Below are 21,170 nucleotides of genomic sequence, written 5' to 3'. Positions count from 1 at the left end.
GAGAGGACAATTGATCATTGGACGAGATCAGTCAGAGTATCCGGGCTGCCGGCGCTGGCTGCGGATGAGGAGGCATTCTTCTTTTCCAGTGCCGCAACAGCCTTCCAGGATGAATACAGCGCGTAGAGCAGCAGGAGCAGTCCGGGAACAATCATCAGCACTACGCTTCCGGCTTTGGAGACTGCGAAGCTCAAGGCATAGCCCACATAGGGGACGGTCACGCCGGTGTACTCACCTACCACATTTGTGGAACTGACGGCTGCGGTGTCGGCTGCATCATTATTGTCGCCCTTGGTGGTGTAGCTGGCTTCCCCCAGAGCACTGTTCAGCTCGGCATCGACCACGCGGTGGGTAATCAGGATATTATCGGGATTCAGAAAAGTGATCACATCGCCCTTATGGAACCGGGTCATATCCCCGCCCGGCTTAATGGCCACAATGGAACCGGTCTGGATGCCGGGCTCCATGGAGCCGGATAATACCGTTTTGATCTGATAGCCGAAGAAGGAGGGCTCGCCGCCGGAGGCCTTGGAGATGACAACGGCTGTGATCAGCACCAGGAACACTATCAGAATCAGTGTGGAGATTATCGTATTGGCTATTTTTCGGATGCGCATCTTATTCGCCGCCTTTGCTGGTGTCGGATTGTGGAGACGGTGTAGCTGTAGGAGCAGGCTGCGCGCCGTCCAATACATTGCCCGGGATTACGCTGCCGGGTAATGGATCTGGAGTTGCTTCCGGTAAAAGAAGCTCAGGCGCCGGAGTGGCAGTGGGAATAACCTCTGCTGCTGCTGAAGCTGTGGGGACTGGATTGTCCTGTACAGGCGCTGCGGTAGCGGGCTCCTCTGCCGGCTGGCTTTTGTCAGGAGGACTGGTTGCGGGCGGCTGGTTCTGGGCTTGTTCATGCTCCAGCTCCAGCGCTTCGTCAGCAGCCTTCTGCTTCTCTTTGGCGAGCCGCTCGGCTTCTGCTCTGGCTTTTTCGGCCTTTTCAAGCGCCAGGCGTTCCTCTTCCTCTTGCTGTGCCTTCGCCTTGTCCTTAAGGGCCGTCTTGGTTTCAGCGATTTCTGCCAGCCGTTCCTGCAAGGTGTGGATGGTGGAGGACAGGGTATCCTTGGATGCCGTTAATTCGGTAGTCAACTGCTCATACGTGGCCAACAGCGCAGGGGATACCTGCGAATCTGCCTGATAAGCACTGGTTACGAACGAGAGAATAGGCTCTTCAGCAGGGAAGCCGTAGTCATCCTGCCGGAGAAAGACGCGGTCCGGATTGCCGGTGGGCAATGATCCGCCGATATCATGAATCGAGCCAAGGTACTCCACAATTCCGCTTAACGTCTCCGCCAGCGGCTCCGACAGAATTCCGCTTTGATGAAGACTCTCTTGAATCTGGTCGAAGAACTGTGCATCACGGATTTCCAGACAGTTAGGATCGAGATTCAGCATATACCCTCCGAGCTTGTGCAGAATGGCCGCTGCATAGCCGATTTCCTGCAGAATTTGTTGCCAGACCGTCCCGTTGAAGCCCAGTTGTTTCTCCAGCAGACCGATCTCGCTGTCAGCTTGAGTGAGTTGGGCTGAGAGCTCGCCCGCAGCCTGATCCAGCTCTGCAAGCGATAATTCTCCGGTAGCGACTGAGGTGCTATACACTCCACTGATGTTATGGCTGCCAAGGGAAGATTTCAGCTCTATGAGGGTGCTTAGGTGCCCGCTGAATTCGGACAACAGCTGTTCAATCTGACCCGGGAATACCGGGCATAGCCCGATGGAGCTGATCTGCTCCTGCGAGGTTTTGAACTCTCCATAGGTGCTGCCGATCTGGCCCGAGGTGTACATCAGAAGCACAGATACGGCCATACCCGATTGCAGAATCCGCAGGCCGAGCTTCCCGGTTTTTCGTTTGCGCCGCTTGGCAGATCTGGGGTACATAGCTAAGCCCCCTCTCAACTTGCTAATGAGTTATTCGTTATATTCGTTCTTAATAAAGAACGTTTTCGTAAGCAAATCATACACTGCTCCGCTCGGAAAAGAAAAATGTTATTTTCAGCGAAATGTTCGCAATAAAGTACGAATTTAGTGGGATATCTCGCTGTAACTACGGTTATCGCTGTTTTACACAAATGTTCTTTATAAAGAACACATGACTGGAGTGGATGGGAGGAGCGGGGGACGGTGAGGGGAGAAGAGGGGGGCGGAAAAGTGCATAGGAGTTATCCGCTGATAGTGGGCGGGAGGTGGAAATGAGAGGCATTAGTGCCCCTGAATGGGGCGAAAGTAGGCGCGAAGGTAACCCGGCCGAATGTATGCGGAACACCGAATACATTCGGTCAGCGGGAGGCGCGTGGGCAAAATGTATGCGAAAAACCGAACACAATTCGGATGCTGCACCAGTTGGCTAAACGGTGGGTTAGTGTATTCCGATGCAAAGAAGATACTGTCCATAAAAGGACAGTACCTCTCCGCTAGTATTATGAAAATGTACGATATCGCTGAACCTGTTTATTCATGTGATTTCCAGGTAAATACAACCTCAAGGAAGCTTCTCCCCACGCGAGGTGACGTACAGCTCATACCACTCCTTACGGGATAGATCCAGCTGGTCTGCGCCCGCACAGGCAGCGATCCGCTGCGGATTCACGGTGCCGATAACGGGCTGGATGGCTGCGGGATGCATCATCAGCCAAGCCAGTACGATGGCCTCGGGTGTCGCACCTTTCTCGTCAGCGAGTCTACGTACCATGGCCGCTGTATTCACAACATTCTCCGGCTGGCCTTCAAGCGGCCGTCCGCTGAAGAGTCCCTGGGCCAGCGGGCCCCAGGCCTGTAGCTGGATGTTCCCGGCACGGCAATACTCCATGGTGCCCTCCGGGAACGTAATGTCCTTCCAAGGGTCGCGGTTCACGCTGAGTACGGCGTCGACCCAGCTGATCCGGGACAGGCTCATATGCAGCTGGTTGACAATGAACGGCTCGTCGCAATAAGTCTGTAACAGCTGGATCTGGGCAGCACTCATGTTGGAGACGCCGAAGTGTCGCACCTTACCGGAGGCCTTGAGCTGATGTAGCGCTTCCGCCACCTCTTCGGGGTCCATTAACGGATCGGGGCGGTGCAACAGCAGGATATCAATATACTCTGTGCCCAGCCGTGCGAGAGTTCCATCAACGCTGGACAGAATGTGCTCCTTGGAGAGGTCGAAGCTATTGGAGATATCTCCCGGCTCCATCAGCTTGATGCCGCATTTCGACTGGAGCAGGATGTCCCCGCGCAGCCCCGGCCGCTCCTTGAAGATCTGCCCGAACACCTTCTCTGCCTTGCCCCGGGTATAGATATCCGCATGGTCAAAAAAATTAATGCCTATAGACAGCGCCGCATCCAGCGCCTCATGCCCCTGCTTCACATTCGCAGTTGTGACCGGTTCACGGTCCCACCCGCCGCCCAGCCCCATGCAGCCAAGGGCGATACGGCTGGCAGGTATGCCGCGCCGGTTAAGGGGTAACGCATTCAGCAATGTGATCCCTCCATCATATTCAGCTTGAGAATGCTCCGGTTATGTTACCGTAGCAGCACACTCCTTCAGAACCCGGTGTGGTATCTCTTGTCGCTGGAGGAGCGGTGCTTGGTGGTCTCTTTCTCCTTAAAAACTGTAGTACAGCCGGATGCCCAAGCCGCCCGCCAGCGGTTTGCTCCCTAATAAACACATACGGTCTTCGCTAAACAATCATATCGGCTAGCTACTTCTTTTAGTCTGGGATAATGGGTCCGCCGATATCATTCATTTTGCGTACGGCAACATCCTCATACAGGCGCTTCAGCCATTTCAGCTCGGTCTGGCTATGTTCATATCTGCCGTACATCATATGCAGCACCGAGCGGGGCACGATGGAGATATGCTCCTCGTATACTTGATAGGCATAATTCACTTGATGCTCCGCCTCCCGGATGCGTTCCTCCAGCAGCTTCGCCACCTTGTCCTGGTCGATATGACGCGCTAGGGCCAGGGCCATGTACAGCGGATGATAGGGCGGATCACTTTTCTTAATCTGCTGGAGAATGAGCTGCTCCATCAATTCTTTGCCTTTATCCGTAATGCGGTAGATGGTCTTATCCGGCCGGTCCGGGCTGTGAATGATCTCCACCGCCTCGATATGGCCGCCTGCGGCCAGCTTGTCAACGGCATAATATAAGGAACCGGTCTGCAGCTTGATGACTTGATCCATGGAGCGTTCCTTCATAACAAGGGTGATCTCGTAGGGATGCATATCCCGCTCCAGCAGAATTCCCAGAATCAGCAGCTTCATCGGCATGGGCTTACCGCTGACCTTGATTTGCACCGTGCTGGCTGCCCTGCGGCAGCAGACGGTCCTTCGGCATCAGCAGGACGAAGACCACCGTAAGCACCGCCGGAACGATGGCCCACAAGAAGGTATGCGAGATTGACGAAGACAGTGAATTCGTAATCTTCTCCAGGACAGGCGGCGGAATCTGCGCTCTGGCCTCGGGCGTCAACGCGGAACGCGGGTCGCCGAAGGAAGCGGCCTGGCCGCTGTCTCCGAAGGCTGTACTAAGCTCGGAGGCGAAGCGGTTACGCTGGATTATGCCGAAGATCGTTATTCCCAGCGTCATCCCGAGCGAGCGCATGAAGGTACTGGTGGACGTTGCCGAGCCGCGCTGGCGCATGTCGAAATGCTGGATCGAAGACAGGCTGAGCACGGAAAAGGAGAAGCCGACTCCGAAGCCGGTCAGGGCCATGAAGGTATTAAGCGCCATCCGGGAGGTCTCCGGGGTCAAGGTGCTGAGGGAGTAGATCCCGCCCACGAAGCAGACTGCTGACAGCAGCATGATGTTGCGGAAGCTCGTTTTGGTGGTAAGCAGACCGCCGGACTGGCTGCCGATTACGGTACCGATCATCATCGGCATCAGAATCAGGCCGGAGTTGGTGGCCGAGCCGCCGTATACCCCCTGGACGTAGATCGGGATATATACCGTGGCTACGATGAATGCCGAACCATAGAACAGCCCCAGGATACTGCTGGTTGCGAACAGGCGCTGGCGGAACATGGCGAAGGAGATGACCGGCTCTGCCGCGATTTTTTCAATGACAATGAAGGCGATTAGAAGCACGGCGAACGCAGCGAACAAGCCGAGAATGACCAGAGAATCCCAGGCACACTGGTTACCGCCAAGCTCCAGGGCGAACATCAGGCAGATAATCCCTGCCACCAGGGTGAAAGCGCCGCCCCAGTCAATCCGCTGCTTGGAATGCGATATGGATTCCTTGTAGGAGGTCATAATAAGGAAGAACGAGACAATCCCGATGGGCAGGTTAATATAGAAAATCCAGTGCCAGCTCATATATTCGGTGATATAAGCACCAAGCAGAGGCCCAATCACACTGGAGATCCCGAAGACAGCGCCGAAGAGTCCGGTGAGCTTGCCTCTTTTCTCAGGCGGGAAGATGTCGAAGACAATCGTGAAGGCAATCGGCATCAGTGCACCGCCGCCAATCCCTTGAATCGCACGGTAAATACTGAGCTGGGTAATGCTCGCCGACGTTCCGCACAGGGCGGAGCCAATCAGGAACACGATAAGCCCGAAGATGAAAAACCGCTTGCGCCCGTACATATCCGACAGTTTGCCGAAGATCGGGGTGCCGGCCATAACCATGACCATATAAGCAGAGGTGACCCAGACGATTTTATCCAGTCCTCCAAGATCGGACACAATCGTGCCCATAGCTGCGGCAACAATGGTATTATCCATGGCCGACATCAGAATACCGAGCAGCAGTCCGACAATGACGAGCTTGAGATTACTTTCTTTGGTGTGCATGTTAAGCTCCTTTATGTTTAAAATTCAATGGAATCTTATTATATTCAAATTTGAATAGGGTGGCAATTGTTTTTTTCAGGAGGACAGACGGGTTGGGATCTGCTTGGGAACTTGCAAGCGTGTACTTGGTATTCCTTATCGGCCGGACCTTTATTCCAGCTACAATAGGGCAAAGTACTCTAAAGGAGGGTGGAGAGCACTTGTCCGCTAAGGTCTTGACATACCCATGGGGGGTATATTATATTGGTACATAAGGAGGCTGATTCCTGTGTCAACAAATGAGAAGAACCCTGCCGGACAAGATTGTGCCGAAGCCTGCCATTCTTCTGCTTCCGGCGACCGCAAGAGTCATCATTCCCCGGAATTCAAGAATGGGCTGACGACCCGGCTGAACCGGATTGAAGGGCAGATCCGCGGAGTGAAAGGCATGATTGAACGGGATACCTACTGCGATGATGTGCTGAATCAGCTGGCGGCGGTGCAGGCGGCCCTGAACAGTGTCGGCAAGCTGCTGCTTGAAGGCCATATGAAGAGCTGTATTATCGAACGGATCGAAGCCGGTGAGCATGAGGTGATTGACGAGCTGCTGGTTACGGTGAACAAGCTGATGAAATAAGGGTTGGGCCTGGAGAAATGGAACTGTGAGAATCAAAAGTACAAATATGAGGACGTAACTGCGGTGATTGTTGAACTTTCGGCCGCTGTTGTCCACGGATTTCATGATTGATACCGCCATAGCGGTAGAAATCCGAGGACAAAGGCGGTCGCTGGCGCTCCTACAGTTTCAAAATTCCCCTCCGTTACTATCATCTTTGTAGGGAATAGTTCAAGTTCTCCAGGCTGTGGTGAGGAAGAAGAGACAAACAAAGGTCTGATTGTACTTAGTGCAATAGAATTCCTGCTAAACAATCCAAATACCTATTCTATTGTATTTCGTACAATTGAAATCAGGGAAATAAGGTTAAAGTGCCTAAAAGTTGAAAATCTAATGTACAAAATACAATAGATTTGATTTGGAGGCTGATTTATCCGGTATCTGTTGTACAAAGTACAATCAAGCACAGCCATCCCTTCCTCGCGTATCAAAATCTATATAGCTGGCTGTCGAATATGAACACAAATTATGCGTATACCAACAACAATTAGGAGGTTATTCAAATGTCGAATGTAACACTGAATGTTGAAGGAATGTCCTGCGGTCATTGTGTAAGTGCTGTAGAGAAGGCTGTTAGTGGTGTAGGCGCTGCGGCGAAGGTGGATCTGCCGGCGAAGACGGTGGCGGTTGAATTTGATGAGAATACAGTAAGCCTGGATAAGATCAAGGCCGCTATTGAAGATCAGGGCTACGACGTAGTGTGAGCTAAGGGTTGTAATATAAGGGCTTGGAGCAGGGAACCCTGGGGTACAGGGCCGGGCGCCAATGCCTTTTCTTTTCAAAATAAATATACCCCATAGGGGTATATGGAGGTGCATGAGGATGGAAAAGAGTGCAGAGTCCGCCCCGCAGCAGACCACGCTGCAAATTACCGGCATGACCTGCTCTGCTTGTGCGACGCGGATTGAGAAGGGCTTGTCCCGCATGGAGGGGGTATCCCGGGCGAATGTCAATCTGGCGCTGGAGCAGGCTACAGTGGGCTTCGATCCGGCAGTTGCAGATGTGGCGCAAATGGAGGAGAAGATCCGCTCTCTGGGCTATGATACGCTGAAGGAGTCGGCGGATTTCGATATTACCGGCATGACCTGTGCCGCCTGCTCGGCGCGCATTGAGAAGGTGCTGGGACGGATGCCGGGGATCGCGGCTGTGAATGTCAACCTGGCGCTGGAGACTGCGCATGTGGAATATTCGCCGGCCAATGTCAGTCCAGCCGGGATTATGGATAAGGTGAGCAGCATCGGCTATAAGGCGTCACTTAAGCAGGAACGGAAGGATATCGCGGAGCAGCGCAGTGAAGAGATTACACGCAAGCGGAATAAGTGGATGATCTCTGCGTTGTTGTCCCTACCGCTGCTCTGGGCCATGGCGGGCCACTTCTCGTTCACAACCTGGATCTGGACGCCTGAGCTATTCATGAATCCCTGGTTCCAGCTTGTGCTGGCGACCCCGGTTCAGTTCGTGATCGGCTGGCAGTTCTATGTCAGCGCCTATAAGGCGCTGAAGAACGGCAGTGCCAACATGGATGTGCTGGTGGTGCTGGGCACCTCGGCGGCGTATTTCTACAGCTTATACCTGACGATTGATTCGCTGAAAATGAGCGGGATGCACCACACCGTGGAGCTGTACTTCGAGACCAGTGCGGTTCTGATCACGTTAATTCTCGTAGGCAAGTGGTTCGAGGCGCTGGCGAAGGGGCGTTCATCGGATGCGATCCGCAGCCTGATGGGGCTGCAGGCCAAGACTGCGCTGGTGCTGCGGGACGGTGCAGAGCTGAGTATTCCCGTCGAGGATGTAGTGATCGGCGATATTGTGCTGGTGAAGCCGGGCACCAAGGTGCCTGTAGACGGTGAAGTCGTGGAGGGGCTGTCCTCCGTTGATGAATCCATGCTCACAGGCGAGAGTATCCCGGTGGAGAAGAAGCCTGGGGATTCCGTTATCGGAGCTACGCTGAACAAGAACGGAATGCTGCGGGTCAAAGCCCGCAAGGTCGGCCGTGATACGGCGCTGGCACAGATTATCAGAGTCGTGGAGGAGGCGCAGGGCTCGAAGGCGCCGATCCAGCGGATTGCCGATGTCATCTCCGGGATCTTCGTGCCGATTGTGGTCGGTATTGCTATCGTAACCTTCGGGGTCTGGTATATCTGGGGAGCGCCGGGGCAGTTCGCGGAAGCCCTGGAAAAAGCCATTGCGGTGCTTGTCATCGCCTGTCCATGCGCACTGGGACTGGCGACACCAACCTCGATTATGGCCGGGTCCGGCCGGGCCGCCGAGTTCGGCATCCTGTTCAAGGGCGGGGAGCATCTGGAAGCTGCGCAGGGCGTGAAGGTAGTGGTCGTGGATAAAACCGGGACCGTGACCAACGGCAAGCCGGTGCTGACCGATATCGCAGCGACTACAGCAACAACTTCGCAAGGCGGGGTGCTTGGCGAGAACCGGCTGCTGGCCATAACAGCGGCTGCGGAGAAGCTCTCGGAGCATCCACTGGCGGAGGCCATTGTGGCCGGAGCACAGGGCAGAGGGATCGACCTGCCGCCTGCGGGCCAGTTCGAGGCGGTACCGGGACGCGGGGTGTCGGCGGTAGTGGACGGCCAGAAGGTAAGCGTAGGCACACGGCGGATGATGGTGGAGAACGGGCTGGATATCGGGCCGTGGACAGGGATCATGACCAGGCTGGAGCAGGAAGGCAAAACAGCGATGCTGGTAGCTGTGGAGGATGCGGTAGCGGGAGTGATTGCTGTGGCTGACACCATCAAGGAGACCTCCCGCGAGGCGGTAGCCCGGCTGCATGCCATGGGCATCGAAGTTGTCATGATTACCGGAGACAACAAAATTACGGCTCAGGCGATTGCGGATCAGGCGGGCATCCGCACGGTTCTGGCGGAGGTGCTGCCCGAGGGCAAGGCGGAAGAGATCCGCAGGCTCCAGAGCGGCGGGGTCAAGGTGGCTATGGTCGGCGACGGCATCAACGATGCTCCGGCGCTGGCGACCGCGGATACGGGCATGGCGATTGGCACCGGCACGGATGTGGCGATGGAGGCGGCGGATATTACGCTGATGCGCGGCGATCTGATGAGTATCCCGGATGCGATCCTGATGAGCCGCAAGACCATGCGCAATATCAGGCAGAATCTGTTCTGGGCGCTGGCCTACAATACGCTCGGCATCCCGATTGCGGCGCTCGGCTTCCTGGCCCCTTGGCTGGCCGGAGCTGCGATGGCCTTCAGCTCGGTATCGGTGGTACTGAACGCGCTGCGGTTACAGCGCGTCAAGCTGTAAGAATTATGCGGTCTGCCGCAGCCGGGTCATCCGGACGGACGGAAGGGCGCAACTCAAAGAATCGCCGGCGAGCATCTGCCGGCGATTCTTTATTTTTTATAAGCAGCGGAGGGCGGCGAACGCCGGAATATGCGCCTTATATAGACCTATTCCGTATATCCTTGCTCTATTTGCCCGCTGCTGCGGAAGCCGCAGCGGTCTTTTTCCGGCCCAGCAGGTTCGTGCCAATGACCCCGGCAATGATCAGGATTGATCCGATCCAGTGATAGACCGTGATCTGCTCACCCAGAAAGATCGCTCCGGCTGCAATGGATACGATGGTGGAGAGGTTGGTGAAGACGCTCATAAGTGAGGCCTCGATTTTGGATAAAATATAGGTTGAAGTCAGGGTTGTGACCAGCGAGGCGACCACCCCCAGATATACGGCGGACAGGACAAACGTTGCACTTCCCAGCGGATTCAGGAAATCCCCAAGCGTCCCGCTGACTGTATGTCCGGTAAGCGAGATGATCAGGAAGGTGGCGAAGCCGACCCCCATCATCAGGTAGCTGAGCTCAGCGGGGCTGAAGTGGCTGGAGAGGGAGCGGGCCAGCACGCTGTATCCGGCAAAAGCGAGACAAGTCATGAACAACAGCACAATCCCGGTCATATTGGACAGCTGAATGCCGCTCCCCTTCATGACGAAGATGAATACCACGCCGAATACCGAGAGGAAGATGCACAGCTTTTGCAGCAGGGTGGTCTTCTCCTTCAGGAAAATCGCGGCGATGATCATCGTCACCACCGGAGTGAACGAATAGAGGATGCCTCCCTCGGCTGAGGTGGCGCGCTGAAGTCCGAAGACCTGCAGGGTGAAGAAGCCGAGCGGGTACATCGCGGCGAGCAGCAGGGCCCGGCCAATCGGCTTGCCCCGGTAGGAAACCTTGACCCAGCCGAGGGCGACCGGAACCGACATGACGGCAAAAGAGGCAGCGAACCGGAAGGTTAGCGTGTCGAGCGGCCCGGCATGTGCCAGAGCTACTTTGGTGAACAGGAAGGAGAAGCCGATAATGACCGCATTGAGTACGGCGAAGCTGTAGGCCAGCTTGAGTCCTTGTTTGTGCATGGGTACATCTCCTTGTAGGTTAGTGAAGATTGGATGCTGTAAACATTCGATCTATTACTTTAAAATTAAAGGAAAAGGCGTACACCAACAATACAAGCTTTCCTCAACTGTACCGGTACAGTCTGCTACGATCCCTATATAATAAGGGAAGAATAATAGGATAGAATACACGGTATAGCAGAGTAATGACGGTGAACGGAGGCGGGCGATGAACAAGTATCATCAGGTGATCACAGAGCTTGAGAGGCAGATGAAGGAAGGGCAGTACCGCCCGGGAGACAAGCTGCCGTCTGTGCGCAGTGCTTCAGAAATCTACGGCTGTAGCGTCAGTACCATTCTGAAGGCTTACGGGGAGCTGGAGCGGACGCATACGATCTACTCCATTCCGCAGAGCGGCTATTATATGGTGGACAAGACTACGGATTCGGAAGCGGCGGGGAGTGAAGGGACAGTTGATTTTGCTTCGGCTTCACCGGATTTTAACGTCTTTCCGTACCTGGACTTCCAGCATTGTCTCAATAAGGCGATTGACCAGTACAAATACCATCTGTTTACCTATGGCGATGCGCTGGGGCTGGAGTCGCTGCGCCGCACCCTGGTGTCGCATCTGGCGGAGTATCAGGTGTTCGCCAAGGCGGAGTCGATCCTGATTACCTCGGGGATTCAGCAGGCGCTGGAGATACTGGCCAGAATGCCTTTTCCCAGCGGCAGGACGGAGATTCTGGTGGAACAGCCGGGGTATGATATCTATCTGCGGTATTTGGAGGCTGAGGGTCTGCCGGTGAGCGGAATCGGACGTTCGGCGGCGGGCATCAACCTGCAGGAGCTGGAGGAGCAGTTCGCCAGCGGGCGATTCAAATTTTTTTATACGATGCCCAGATATCACAATCCGCTCGGGACAACATACAGCACAGAGGAACGCAAGGCCATTGCCGGACTGGCAGCCAAATACGATGTCTATATTGCCGAGGATGATTATATGGCGGATCTGGGGATTGGACGGCGTTATGACCCGATCTATGCGTATGACCAGACCTCCCATGTCATTTATCTCAAAAGCTTCTCCAAAATCATCTTCCCGGGCCTCCGGCTCGGTGCGGTGGTGGTACCGCAGCCGCTGCTGGAGACCTTCCGCTCCTATAAAGGCTACACCGATACCTCGCTGCTGTCGCAGGCCGCGCTTGAGGTATACATCAAGAACGGGATGTACGGGCATCACAGGCATAAGATTAAGGCTATGTATGCCAAAAGAATCCGCGCGGTATACGAAGCACTCGGGCGGCATAATACAGACGGCTTAATCGAAGCCTCTGCGGACAGCTCCGGCATCTATATCCAGTTCAAGCTGCCGGTTACCGTCAACCTGGAGCGTCTGGTCAAGCGCCTGGCCGGGCGGAAAATCCGCGTGGTGCCGGGGAACGGCTTCTATCTGCCGGGTTACCAGACCCGGGAGAAATTCCTGCGCATCAGTATTTCCCGGGCGGGGCTTACGCAGATTGATGAGGGAATCCTGGCGATTGTCCAGGAGGTAAAGCGGGGGAGCGGGTGGTAAAGGCCGTAGAGGCGGAAGAGGGAGGAAGAGGCTGGAAGGCCCCCCCCTTGTTGTCTGAGCCGTGAAATGGGATCATAATAGGCTTATATAGGAGTGAAGAAAGGCGGAACGATAATGAAACCGACGAATGAAACCCTTGAGCTCTTGAACCGTCATACCTCTGTCCGCCAGTACCAGGACAAGCCGGTCAGTGACGAGCTGCTGGCAGCAGTGATTGGAGCGGGACAGATGGCTTCGACCTCCAGCAATGTCCAGGCGTACACAGTTATTGCTATAACGGAGCCAGCACTGAAAGCCCAGTTATCTGCCTTATCCGGCAATCAGGCGTACATCGAGCAGTGCCCGGTCTTTCTGGTCTGGTGTGCGGATCTGTACCGGCTGCGGGAGGCGTCTGCTCCGCATTTGCAGGGGAAGCCGTCCTATGAGGACACGGCCGAGAACCTGATTGTAGCGACTGTCGATGTGGCGCTCGCGGCGCAGAATGCTGCCGTTGCCGCAGAATCGCTCGGCCTTGGCATTGTCTACATCGGCGGTATCCGCAATGAGATCGCCGCTGTATCTGAGCTGCTCGGCCTGCCCGAGCTGGTCTACCCGGTCTTCGGCATGTGCCTCGGGTATCCGGCCGCCGTGAACGGTATCCGCCCGCGCCTGCCGCAGGCGGCAGTGCTGCATCATAACGGCTACAATGCCGAAGCCGCAGTGGAACAGGCCCGCGTATACGACGCCATCTCCAGCGACTATATGCGCGAGCGTACCGGCGGCCAGAGCGCAGCCTCCTGGTCGGAGATGATGGCCGGCCGGCTGGCTCAGCCTGCCCGGCTGCACATGAAGGAATTCCTGCTTAGCAAGGGATTCATGCAGCGGTAGCGATTTGGTGAGCCTTCCCCGTGGTCGCGGGGGAGGCTTTTTTTGGATTGGAGGGGCGCGGGGCGAATGTACGCGGAAAATCGAACATAATGGTCTGGTGCGAATGTGCGCAGGCCCCAATACTCAACAGCCAGTAACATATTTAGAGAAATCCTGCCAAAAGTGCAACAATGCTGGGTAATAGAAGCGGCCAATGCAGAAATCCTGCACGAAATGCAACAAAGCCAGCACTAACTTGCTCAAAACGCCAAAATTCCTGTAAATCATGCAACATTGCACCGCAGCCAGTAACATGTCTTGAGAAATCCTGCAAAAACTGCAACAATGTTGCTCCATACAAGCTGAGGCAGAGAGTGAAAACCATCAAAATTGGCCGGAGATAGGCAGAACGTCACCATGATGTGCAACTGCGGGGTATCGGGACGAATGTGTGCTGAAAACGACATACAATATGCAACTGCAAGGGTGATCGGGGTGAATGGATGTCGAAAACAACATACAATGGGTTCGAGTGAAGGTGAGTAAGCCGAAGCGAGGGGAGGGTAATCTTCTTTTTAATTATTTTGCATTAACTGCAAAATTGCATTAAAAGAAATTTTGCGTGTTGCGCAAAAATGTGGAAAGTGCTAAAATCTGGTCAGAGGTTGGATTTCGCTGGACGCCAACACCCGGGCCCGGAATCGCGCCGTAGCCAAATTCCCTCTTCAGCTTAGCGGCTGCTTTGTTGCGTATGATCTTGAAATCATAGATGCGAGAAGGAGGAGAATGGTATGGTACAGGTAGACGGGCAAGAGACAAAGGTGGCTGCACGTTTGACGCACAAGGTATTCTTCGAACGCGATGATATTGAATTTACGTTCCAGTGGCTGCTCTCGTTCGTACACTGCGGCGGCGTGTCACAGGGTGAAGTATTCAAGCTTGCACGGAACATCGATCCCAGCTCTTTGACCAGCTGGAAGACTGAATTCGAGAAGGAAGCCGTTAAGATCGAAGCTACGGCAGAGAACTGCCTGAAGAAGGGCCATCTGATCAGCGCCAGTGAGGCATTTATCCGTGCCCACTCGTATTACCGGGCAGCCTTTTACGGGGCTTTTCCGGATGAACCGGATTTCGCGCGGTATCACGGCAAAAGTGTGGAATGCTTCCGCAAGGCGCTTGATGCGAAGTCTGAGCAGATTCCCCATGAGTGGGTCGAGGTGGAATACAAGGGGTATAAGTTCCCGGGCTGCTTCCTGAAGGCGGAGCACGGGAATGCGCCTAAGCCAACGATTATTTTCCATAACGGCGGGGAAACGCACAAGGAAGATACCTATTTTCTCGGAGGGCAAGCGGCTATTGACCGGGGATATAACGCGCTGATCGTAGATCTTCCGTATGATGTATGCGTCAGATTCTATGAGCCGGAGGCGACAGCCCGGAACTTCCCGCGTGAGGAGCTGCATAATGTCTACAGAACCACCACGGATTTCGTTCTGGCCCGTCCGGATGTGGACCCTGAGCGGCTGGTGGTCAGCGGCATGAGCTATGGCGGGGCCAAGACGATGGTGCATGCCAGCTGTGACGACCGTTTCGCAGCGGCTGTGCCCAACTCACCGGTGTACTCCATGGCGTCCTTCATTGAACGCGGCATGCCTTCGTTTCTCCGGGGCAGTGCAGAAGAAGCGGCGGAGCAGACTAAGAAAATGCCATACACCGGCCAGGTCCTCTTCGCCGGATCGGCTTGGTCGCACGGCTTCGACAGTATTGCCGAGTGGTATCATGTAGCCAGGGAAGCCATCGAAGTGGACCCGAAGGACGTCAAATGTCCCCTGCTCTCCATGTATTCTGAAGCAGAGCATCCTGAGATGCAGCGGCAGGCGATAGACACTTATGAGAAGGCTCCGAACAAGAAGAATGCGATCTTCAAGGGGACGGAAGAGGATGGTGCCGACCTGCACTGTCAGTTGAACAATCTGCCGCTCAGCTACCAGGTGATGTTTGACTGGCTGGACGAGGTACTGGATTATAACATTCAGCTTCCAGTGGCGCAGTAAACAATTCCGCAAGATGATACTAGGGTCTGTAGTGCTGAAATTTTCAGCACCGCAGGCCTTTGATTACATACAGAATTGACTACATACAGGAATGGAGACATAGACGGACATGACGACTGAAAAACAGGGATTAAGAGAACGCAAAAAGGAAGAGACCAGGCGGACGCTAAGTGATGTAGCCTGCAGACTTGCCATGGAGAAAGGGGCCAGCCAGGTTCGCGTGGAGGATATTGCCGCAGCCGCGAATGTCTCCCTGCGGACATTCAACAACTATTTTGCTTCCAAAGAAGCCGCAATGGTTGGCAATGCATATCAGCGTTCCGAGCGTATAGCGGTTACCCTTGCCGGCCGCCCTTCAGATGAACCGCTTCAGGACTCCATCCGCACCGCTGTACTTGAAGGATTCGCTGAGACTACAGACCGTCAGTGGTATGCACGCATAGTCCTTCTTCGTGATGATCCGGCATTGTTCGGCGCGACACGGAAGGTGGAGATCGAGATTGAGCGGGAGCTCGCCAAGGTGATATCGGAACGTACACACAAGGATGTGAAGCTCGACCTGTATCCGGACTTATTGGCCGCGCTGCTCATGGCAGCGATACGTACAGCGGTTTTCCATTGGGTAAGCGCCCCTCCCGGAGGTCAGACGCTGAACGACATGCTGGAACAGGCGATTGGACAATTGAGGTTTGAGTAATATGAACACGGAGGCGCTCCTGCTACGATAACGGAATCGTGGACAGGAGCGCTTTATTTAAATATAAGAACTTATATGTTTCACATGATAAATTATCCTTCTATTTCTCGCTGAAACGGTACCGTCTTTAAAAGGACGGTAAAGCCGTTTCCACTTGTTGCCGGGTGACAGTTGTCACTTTGAATCGGTGACAGTCCATACTGATGCTTCTCTCCGGTCTCCGGTACGATAGCAATATAGCCAAGAGGGCAGAAGGACACGGAGGGATACACGATGGAACACGTCATTGAAGTGAACAATGTCAGCCGCAGCTTCCAGGAGAAGCAAGCGGTAAAGCAGGTGAGTTTTACGATTAGTCGCGGCTCGATCACAGCGGTGCTTGGCCCGAACGGGGCCGGCAAAACCACTACACTGGCGATGCTTCTGGGCTTGCTTGAGCCCTCGGAGGGCAGCGTGACGGTGTTCGGTCTTAAGCCGGCAGATGTCAGGGTGAAGCAGCGGACCGGAGCCATGCTCCAGGAGGTCAGCGTCATGGACCGGCTGAAGGTCCGGGAGCTTTTGGCCCTGATCCGCAGCTATTATCCGCAGCCGATGGAGATGGAGGTGCTGCTTCAGGCGACGGGGCTGGGGGAGACGGATCTGAACCGCTATGCGGAGAAGCTCTCCGGCGGGCAAAAGCGCAGTCTCAGCTTCGCGCTGGCGCTGGCGGGCAACCCGGATCTGCTGTTTTTTGACGAGCCTACGGTGGGGCTGGATACGACAGCGCGGCGGCATTTCTGGGAGAGGGTGCGGGGACTGGCCGATCAGGGCAAGACGATTCTGTTCAGCACCCATTATCTGCAGGAGGCGGAGGATATCGCGGACCGGATTCTGCTGTTCAACCGGGGAGTGCTGGCAGCGGACGGAAGCCCGGATGAGATTAAGGCGAGACTGGTCAAGAAGTCGCTGTCCTTCCTGGCGTCCGGCGACCCGGCGCTGCTGCGCAGTCAATTGCTGGAGCTGCCAGCCGTGGAAGGCTGCTACGAGAAGGATGGACGGCTGCATGTGTCGACAGGGAATACGGATGAGGCGCTGCGGGCTATTTTCGTGAACGGACTGGCGGTGCAGGATGTACGGATCGACCAGGGGAAGCTGGATGAAGCGTTCGAGCAATTGACCCTGAATCAAGAGGAGGCGGCAGTATGATGAACCCTATGATGGCCCAGTGCAAGGCAGAGCTGCTGCGGATTATCCGCAATCCCTATTATGTATTCTGGTCGCTGCTCATGCCGATTATGTTCTACTTCATCTTCACCCGGGTGGTGAATACGGGGACGGACGATACGAAGCAGTGGCAGGCGCATTATCTGATGTCGATGGCGGCCTTCAGCGTGATGGGCTCGGCGATTATGACGCTCGGCGTCCGGCTGGTGCAGGAGCAGACGCAGGGCTGGAATACGTTTATCCGCATTACTCCGCTGCCGTCTTCGGTATATTTTTTCGGCAAAATGTTCGGTCAGAGCATCATGCATCTGTTCTCGGTTCTGTGCATTTTCGCAGCCGGGTACCTGATTAACGGGGTATCGCTGACAGCAGCGCAGTGGCTGCTTAGCGGACTGTGGCTGCTTGCGGGCTCTCTGCCTTTTCTGGCGCTGGGTACGATTATCGGGTCCATGAAGCGGGTGGATACGGCCAGCGGGGTGAGCAATGTGCTCTATATGGGGCTGGCGGTGGCCGGGGGCATGTGGATGCCTCTGGAGATTATGCCTAAGCTGATGCAGAAGATCGGACACTGGCTGCCGTCCTACAATTATGGAGATGGAGCCTGGGCGATTGTAGCGGGAGATTCCCCGTCGTGGAAGGCCGTACTGCTGCTGCTCGGTTACCTGGCTGTATTTATGTTATTATCGGTCTATATAAGGCGAAAACAGGAAGCGGTGTAATCCATGGTGGCACGTAAGCAGTTCCGGATATTTCCGAAAAGATTCGGCTTCTTCCCCTATATCTGGCTGTTCTATCTGGTGTTCCCGGTGCTGAATCTCGATGGCTACAGCGGCTATAAGCTGATGTGGGGAGTGGCGCTGCTCCTGCTGTTCCTGGTGATTTACCGCCAGCTCTACTGGGCGGAAGAGAGAACGTATACGGCCTGGCTGGGGCTGCAGATGCTGATTATTGTCGTGCTAACCGTAGTCTATAGTCCCTACAACATGTATATGGGCTTCTTCACCAGCAACTTTATCGGCTGGTATACCGACTTGCACCGGTTCAGACGGGCCTTGGCCATATTCACAGCTATGCTGATCGCGTTGGCTCTGCTGTCCCTGGATCAAATGTACAGCACGGGGGGATTGCTGTTCATGGTGCCCTTTGCGCTGATGATGCTGATTACTCCCTTCGGTATCCGCTCCATGAACCGGCGGAGGATGCTGGAGAAGGAGCTGGATCAGGCCAATGAGGTGATTAGAGAGATGATCAAGCGCGAGGAACGGATGCGCATCGCCCGCGATCTGCATGACACGATGGGACATACATTGTCGCTGATTACGCTGAAAAGCCAGCTTGTTGAAAAGCTGGTTGTCAAAAATCCCGAGCGGGCGCAGGCGGAAGCCCGTGAGATCCAGCGGACCTCGCGGGCCGCGTTGCGCCAGGTGCGGGAGCTGGTCTCAGAGATGCGTGCAGTCTCAGTTGCCGAAGAGCTGGCTGAGGCAGCGGAGATGCTGCGCAGTGCGGAGATCGCGCTTGAAGTTGAAGGGGATGCAGCACTGCTAGGCGTATCCGATCTGACGCAGAGTATTCTCAGCCTCTGCATCAAGGAGGGCGTGACCAACATCGTCAAGCACAGCCGTGCGGACCAGTGCCGGATCAGCATCGTAATGACACCCGGCGAGGTACAGATTACGCTGGAGGATAACGGCATAGGGGTAGATGCCTGCGGCTCGGAGAGCACGGATCGACGGGACGGCAATGGCATGAAGGGAATGGGCGAGCGGCTGGCCCTGATTGACGGTTCACTGACGCTTGCTCCGGGTCCCGGCGGGGGAACCCGGCTGACGGTGGTCACACCAAGAGTAGTTAAGGATGGAAAGGATGGGGAAACGGCATGATCAGCATCATAATTGCCGAAGATCAGCGGCTGCTGCGCGGCGCGATGGCTTCGCTGCTCGATCTGGAGGATGATATTGAGGTAGCGGGCGAAGCGGGAGACGGGGCGGAGGCGCTGGCTCTGATCGAGCGTGTCCAGCCGGATGTGTGTCTGATGGATATTGAGATGCCGCTGATGAGCGGTCTGGAGGTGGCCGAGCTGCTGAAGTCGCGGGGCTGCCGCACCAAAATCATTATCCTGACCACCTTCGCCCGTCCCGGTTATTTCGAGCGCGGGGTGAAGGCCGGGATTCAGGGGTATCTGCTGAAGGATGAGCCGGTGGATAAGCTGGCGGATGCCATCCGCCGCGTGATGGGCGGGGGCCGCGAGGTCTCCCCCGAGCTGGTCTTTGGCAGCCTGCGTGAAGAGAACCCGCTCTCGGACCGGGAGCGGGAGATTCTGAAGCTGGCTGCCGCAGGCCGCAGCGCCGGAGAGATCGCCGCGGCGCTCCACCTCTCCTATGGCACGGTCCGCAACTACATCTCGGAGATCCTCAGCAAGCTTGCGGTCAAGACCCGGATCGAAGCCGTGCGGCTGGCGGAGGATAAGGGCTGGATCTAGGCAGGCAGGGGCAAGCTGGGCTGGGGTGGGCGGTGAGTGTACGAAGATGCAGGATGTGTCTGGAGAAGCCATGCCTTGAAACATAACAGTTTTGCTATATGATGCGATGTGCTACATGCACTCTGTACAACTAAATCGCCTGTTGTACCGCCGAAACTCCATATAGCTGAATTTGGTGCAATTAAACTAACTGTATATTCTGGTTTTGACTCATTTTGGGCTAACTTAGTTGTACCAATTACAGTTATAGCAGACAAACTATGCTTTTGGCTGCTTTTAATCGCACGTAATACAGCTATGGGTGGAATGGTTAGCTCCACTGTATTTTATACAACAGATGTCCCTTGAATCGGCGATTAACCCTATTCTGTTGTACTCTGTACAGCAGAAATCTTCGAAAGTGGTGTTTTGCGGCAAATAAACAAAAATCTGCTGTACGAAATACAGCAGAAGTGAATTTTGACTGGAATATTGCAGATTCTATTGCAGTAAATACAATCAGATAGAGTTGTGCCGCTATAGACAAGGCAGTGCCGAATCAGGAGCGCTGTAGATGCGCATAGCAAGGGGCGCAAGCTTATCCCGCTAAGTCACCAGCGCAGCACCCCCTCTTAGCTCTGGCTCTTCGCCTGCTCCTCGCGCATCCACTCTGAGAGCTGGCGCCGCATCCGGAGGAACTCCGGCGAATCGGCGATCTCTTCGCGGCGCGGACGCGGGAACGGGACCTCCACGGTGTGGAGGACGGAGCCGGGACGCCCCGAGAAGACGTAGATGCGGGTGGAGAGCAGCAGCGCCTCTTCGATGTTGTGGGTGATGAACAGCACGGAGCGGCGGTTCTCCTCCCACAGCTCCAGCAGCCAGCGCTGCATCTGCTCGCGGGTCAGCGCATCGAGCGCGCTGAACGGCTCGTCGAGCAGCATCAGCTCCTGCGGCGCGAGCATGGCCCTCAGGAAGGCGGCCCGCTGCTGCATGCCGCCGGACAGCATGTGCGGGTAAGCCCGCTCGAAGCCGCCGAGGCCGATCTTCGCCAGCCAGTGGCGTGCAGCCTCGCGGGCCTCCCGCTTGGGGGCGCCTTGCAGCTCGGCGCCAAGCAGGACGTTATCCAGTGTGCTGCGCCACGGGAACAGTGCGGGCTGCTGCGGCATATAGCTGATCTTGCCGCGCTGCCCGGTCACCGGGATGCCGTTCATGCTCACGGTTCCGGTATCCGGCAGCGTAAGGCCGCCGATGATATGGAACAGCGTGCTTTTCCCGCAGCCGGACGGGCCGACAATGGAGACGAATTCCTGCGGCTCCACGGTCAGGGACACCTGATCCAGCACCTGCGTCTCCCGGCGGCGGTGCTGGAACGACTTGCTGATGCCGCTGACTTCGAGCGCAGGCGGCACACTCCGTGTACCCAGGCGTCCATCTACGTCCGCCTTCTCCAGTTCAATTCTCGTAAGCTCAGACACTTCGTCCAGCCTCCTTCAGTGCA

General features: G+C 55.5%; 19 protein-coding genes. 11 read left to right on the top strand and 8 right to left on the bottom strand.

Features of this window, described 5'->3' with window-relative positions; genetic code table 11:
• Positions 1 to 14: 14 nt before the first annotated feature.
• From sipW to MKX42_RS32290, 5 genes are all read right to left on the bottom strand, one after another.
• Positions 15 to 617, bottom strand: coding sequence for a signal peptidase I SipW (gene sipW, locus MKX42_RS32310; RefSeq protein WP_340757487.1), 603 nt, complete (start codon positions 615 to 617; stop codon positions 15 to 17).
• 1 nt (position 618) lies between these two features.
• Positions 619 to 1,926, bottom strand: a complete 1,308-nt coding sequence (locus MKX42_RS32305; protein ID WP_340757486.1) for a hypothetical protein — start codon at positions 1,924 to 1,926, stop codon at positions 619 to 621.
• A gap of 601 nt (positions 1,927 to 2,527) precedes the next feature.
• Entirely contained in the window at positions 2,528 to 3,505 is a 978-nt protein-coding gene (locus MKX42_RS32300) for an aldo/keto reductase (protein ID WP_340757485.1), read from the bottom strand.
• A gap of 232 nt (positions 3,506 to 3,737) precedes the next feature.
• A complete protein-coding gene (locus MKX42_RS32295) occupies positions 3,738 to 4,328 on the bottom strand; it encodes a PadR family transcriptional regulator (protein WP_340757484.1) in 591 nt (196 codons plus the stop codon).
• Positions 4,306 to 5,826 carry an MDR family MFS transporter gene (locus MKX42_RS32290; RefSeq protein ID WP_340757483.1) on the bottom strand — a complete coding sequence of 507 codons (1,521 nt, stop codon included), beginning with the start codon at positions 5,824 to 5,826 and terminating at the stop codon, positions 4,306 to 4,308. Before MKX42_RS32290 ends, MKX42_RS32295 begins: the two co-directional genes overlap by 23 nt.
• Positions 5,827 to 6,094: 268 nt before the next feature.
• On the opposite strand from MKX42_RS32290, the gene MKX42_RS32285 reads away from it, so the two are divergent.
• The 3 genes from MKX42_RS32285 to MKX42_RS32275 all read left to right on the top strand — a co-directional run bounded on the left by MKX42_RS32285 (position 6,095) and on the right by MKX42_RS32275 (position 9,757).
• Positions 6,095 to 6,442 (top strand): metal-sensitive transcriptional regulator, encoded by a 348-nt coding sequence (locus MKX42_RS32285; protein WP_340757482.1) that lies wholly within the window; start codon positions 6,095 to 6,097, stop codon positions 6,440 to 6,442.
• Positions 6,443 to 6,984: 542 nt separating this feature from the next.
• On the top strand, positions 6,985 to 7,185 hold the full coding sequence (locus MKX42_RS32280) for a copper ion binding protein (protein ID WP_036732845.1): 201 nt from the start codon (positions 6,985 to 6,987) through the stop codon (positions 7,183 to 7,185).
• A 118-nt stretch (positions 7,186 to 7,303) separates the two neighbouring features.
• Positions 7,304 to 9,757, top strand: a complete 2,454-nt coding sequence (locus MKX42_RS32275; RefSeq protein ID WP_340757481.1) for a heavy metal translocating P-type ATPase — start codon at positions 7,304 to 7,306, stop codon at positions 9,755 to 9,757.
• 166 nt (positions 9,758 to 9,923) lie between these two features.
• On the opposite strand, the gene MKX42_RS32270 is transcribed toward MKX42_RS32275, so the two are convergent.
• A complete protein-coding gene (locus MKX42_RS32270) occupies positions 9,924 to 10,862 on the bottom strand; it encodes a DMT family transporter (RefSeq protein WP_340757480.1) in 939 nt (312 codons plus the stop codon).
• A 208-nt stretch (positions 10,863 to 11,070) separates the two neighbouring features.
• Between MKX42_RS32270 and MKX42_RS32265 the strand changes: the two genes are divergently transcribed.
• Both MKX42_RS32265 and nfsA read left to right on the top strand, forming a co-directional pair.
• Complete coding sequence (locus tag MKX42_RS32265) at positions 11,071 to 12,414, top strand: aminotransferase-like domain-containing protein (protein WP_340757479.1); 1,344 nt, start codon at positions 11,071 to 11,073, stop codon at positions 12,412 to 12,414.
• Positions 12,415 to 12,528: 114 nt separating this feature from the next.
• Positions 12,529 to 13,281 carry an oxygen-insensitive NADPH nitroreductase gene (gene nfsA / locus MKX42_RS32260; RefSeq protein WP_340757478.1) on the top strand — a complete coding sequence of 251 codons (753 nt, stop codon included), beginning with the start codon at positions 12,529 to 12,531 and terminating at the stop codon, positions 13,279 to 13,281.
• Positions 13,282 to 13,423: 142 nt separating this feature from the next.
• Here the strand turns inward: nfsA and MKX42_RS32255 are convergent, their stop codons facing one another.
• Positions 13,424 to 13,603 carry a hypothetical protein gene (locus MKX42_RS32255; protein ID WP_340757477.1) on the bottom strand — a complete coding sequence of 60 codons (180 nt, stop codon included), beginning with the start codon at positions 13,601 to 13,603 and terminating at the stop codon, positions 13,424 to 13,426.
• A 448-nt stretch (positions 13,604 to 14,051) separates the two neighbouring features.
• Here MKX42_RS32255 and MKX42_RS32250 point away from each other — a divergent pair, with 448 nt between their 5' ends.
• From MKX42_RS32250 to MKX42_RS32225, 6 genes are all read left to right on the top strand, one after another.
• Positions 14,052 to 15,314, top strand: coding sequence for an alpha/beta hydrolase family protein (locus MKX42_RS32250; RefSeq protein ID WP_340757476.1), 1,263 nt, complete (start codon positions 14,052 to 14,054; stop codon positions 15,312 to 15,314).
• 109 nt (positions 15,315 to 15,423) lie between these two features.
• A complete protein-coding gene (locus tag MKX42_RS32245) occupies positions 15,424 to 16,011 on the top strand; it encodes a TetR/AcrR family transcriptional regulator (protein ID WP_340757475.1) in 588 nt (195 codons plus the stop codon).
• A 273-nt stretch (positions 16,012 to 16,284) separates the two neighbouring features.
• Positions 16,285 to 17,196 (top strand): ABC transporter ATP-binding protein, encoded by a 912-nt coding sequence (locus MKX42_RS32240; protein ID WP_340757474.1) that lies wholly within the window; start codon positions 16,285 to 16,287, stop codon positions 17,194 to 17,196.
• Complete coding sequence (locus MKX42_RS32235) at positions 17,196 to 17,933, top strand: ABC transporter permease (RefSeq protein ID WP_340757920.1); 738 nt, start codon at positions 17,196 to 17,198, stop codon at positions 17,931 to 17,933. The genes MKX42_RS32240 and MKX42_RS32235 overlap by 1 nt, the downstream gene beginning before the upstream one ends.
• 3 nt (positions 17,934 to 17,936) lie before the next feature.
• A complete protein-coding gene (locus MKX42_RS32230; RefSeq protein WP_340757473.1) occupies positions 17,937 to 19,094 on the top strand; it encodes a sensor histidine kinase in 1,158 nt (385 codons plus the stop codon).
• On the top strand, positions 19,091 to 19,693 hold the full coding sequence (locus MKX42_RS32225) for a response regulator transcription factor (protein WP_340757472.1): 603 nt from the start codon (positions 19,091 to 19,093) through the stop codon (positions 19,691 to 19,693). The genes MKX42_RS32230 and MKX42_RS32225 overlap by 4 nt, the downstream gene beginning before the upstream one ends.
• 611 nt (positions 19,694 to 20,304) lie before the next feature.
• On the opposite strand, the gene MKX42_RS32220 is transcribed toward MKX42_RS32225, so the two are convergent.
• On the bottom strand, positions 20,305 to 21,129 hold the full coding sequence (locus tag MKX42_RS32220) for an ABC transporter ATP-binding protein (protein WP_340757918.1): 825 nt from the start codon (positions 21,127 to 21,129) through the stop codon (positions 20,305 to 20,307).
• Positions 21,130 to 21,170 lie beyond the last annotated feature (41 nt).

Origin of the sequence: Paenibacillus sp. FSL R7-0204, assembly GCF_038002225.1 — a bacterium.
Taxonomy (GTDB): Bacteria; Bacillota; Bacilli; order Paenibacillales; family Paenibacillaceae; genus Paenibacillus_AQ.
This window is presented reverse-complemented; position numbering and strand designations above follow the sequence as displayed.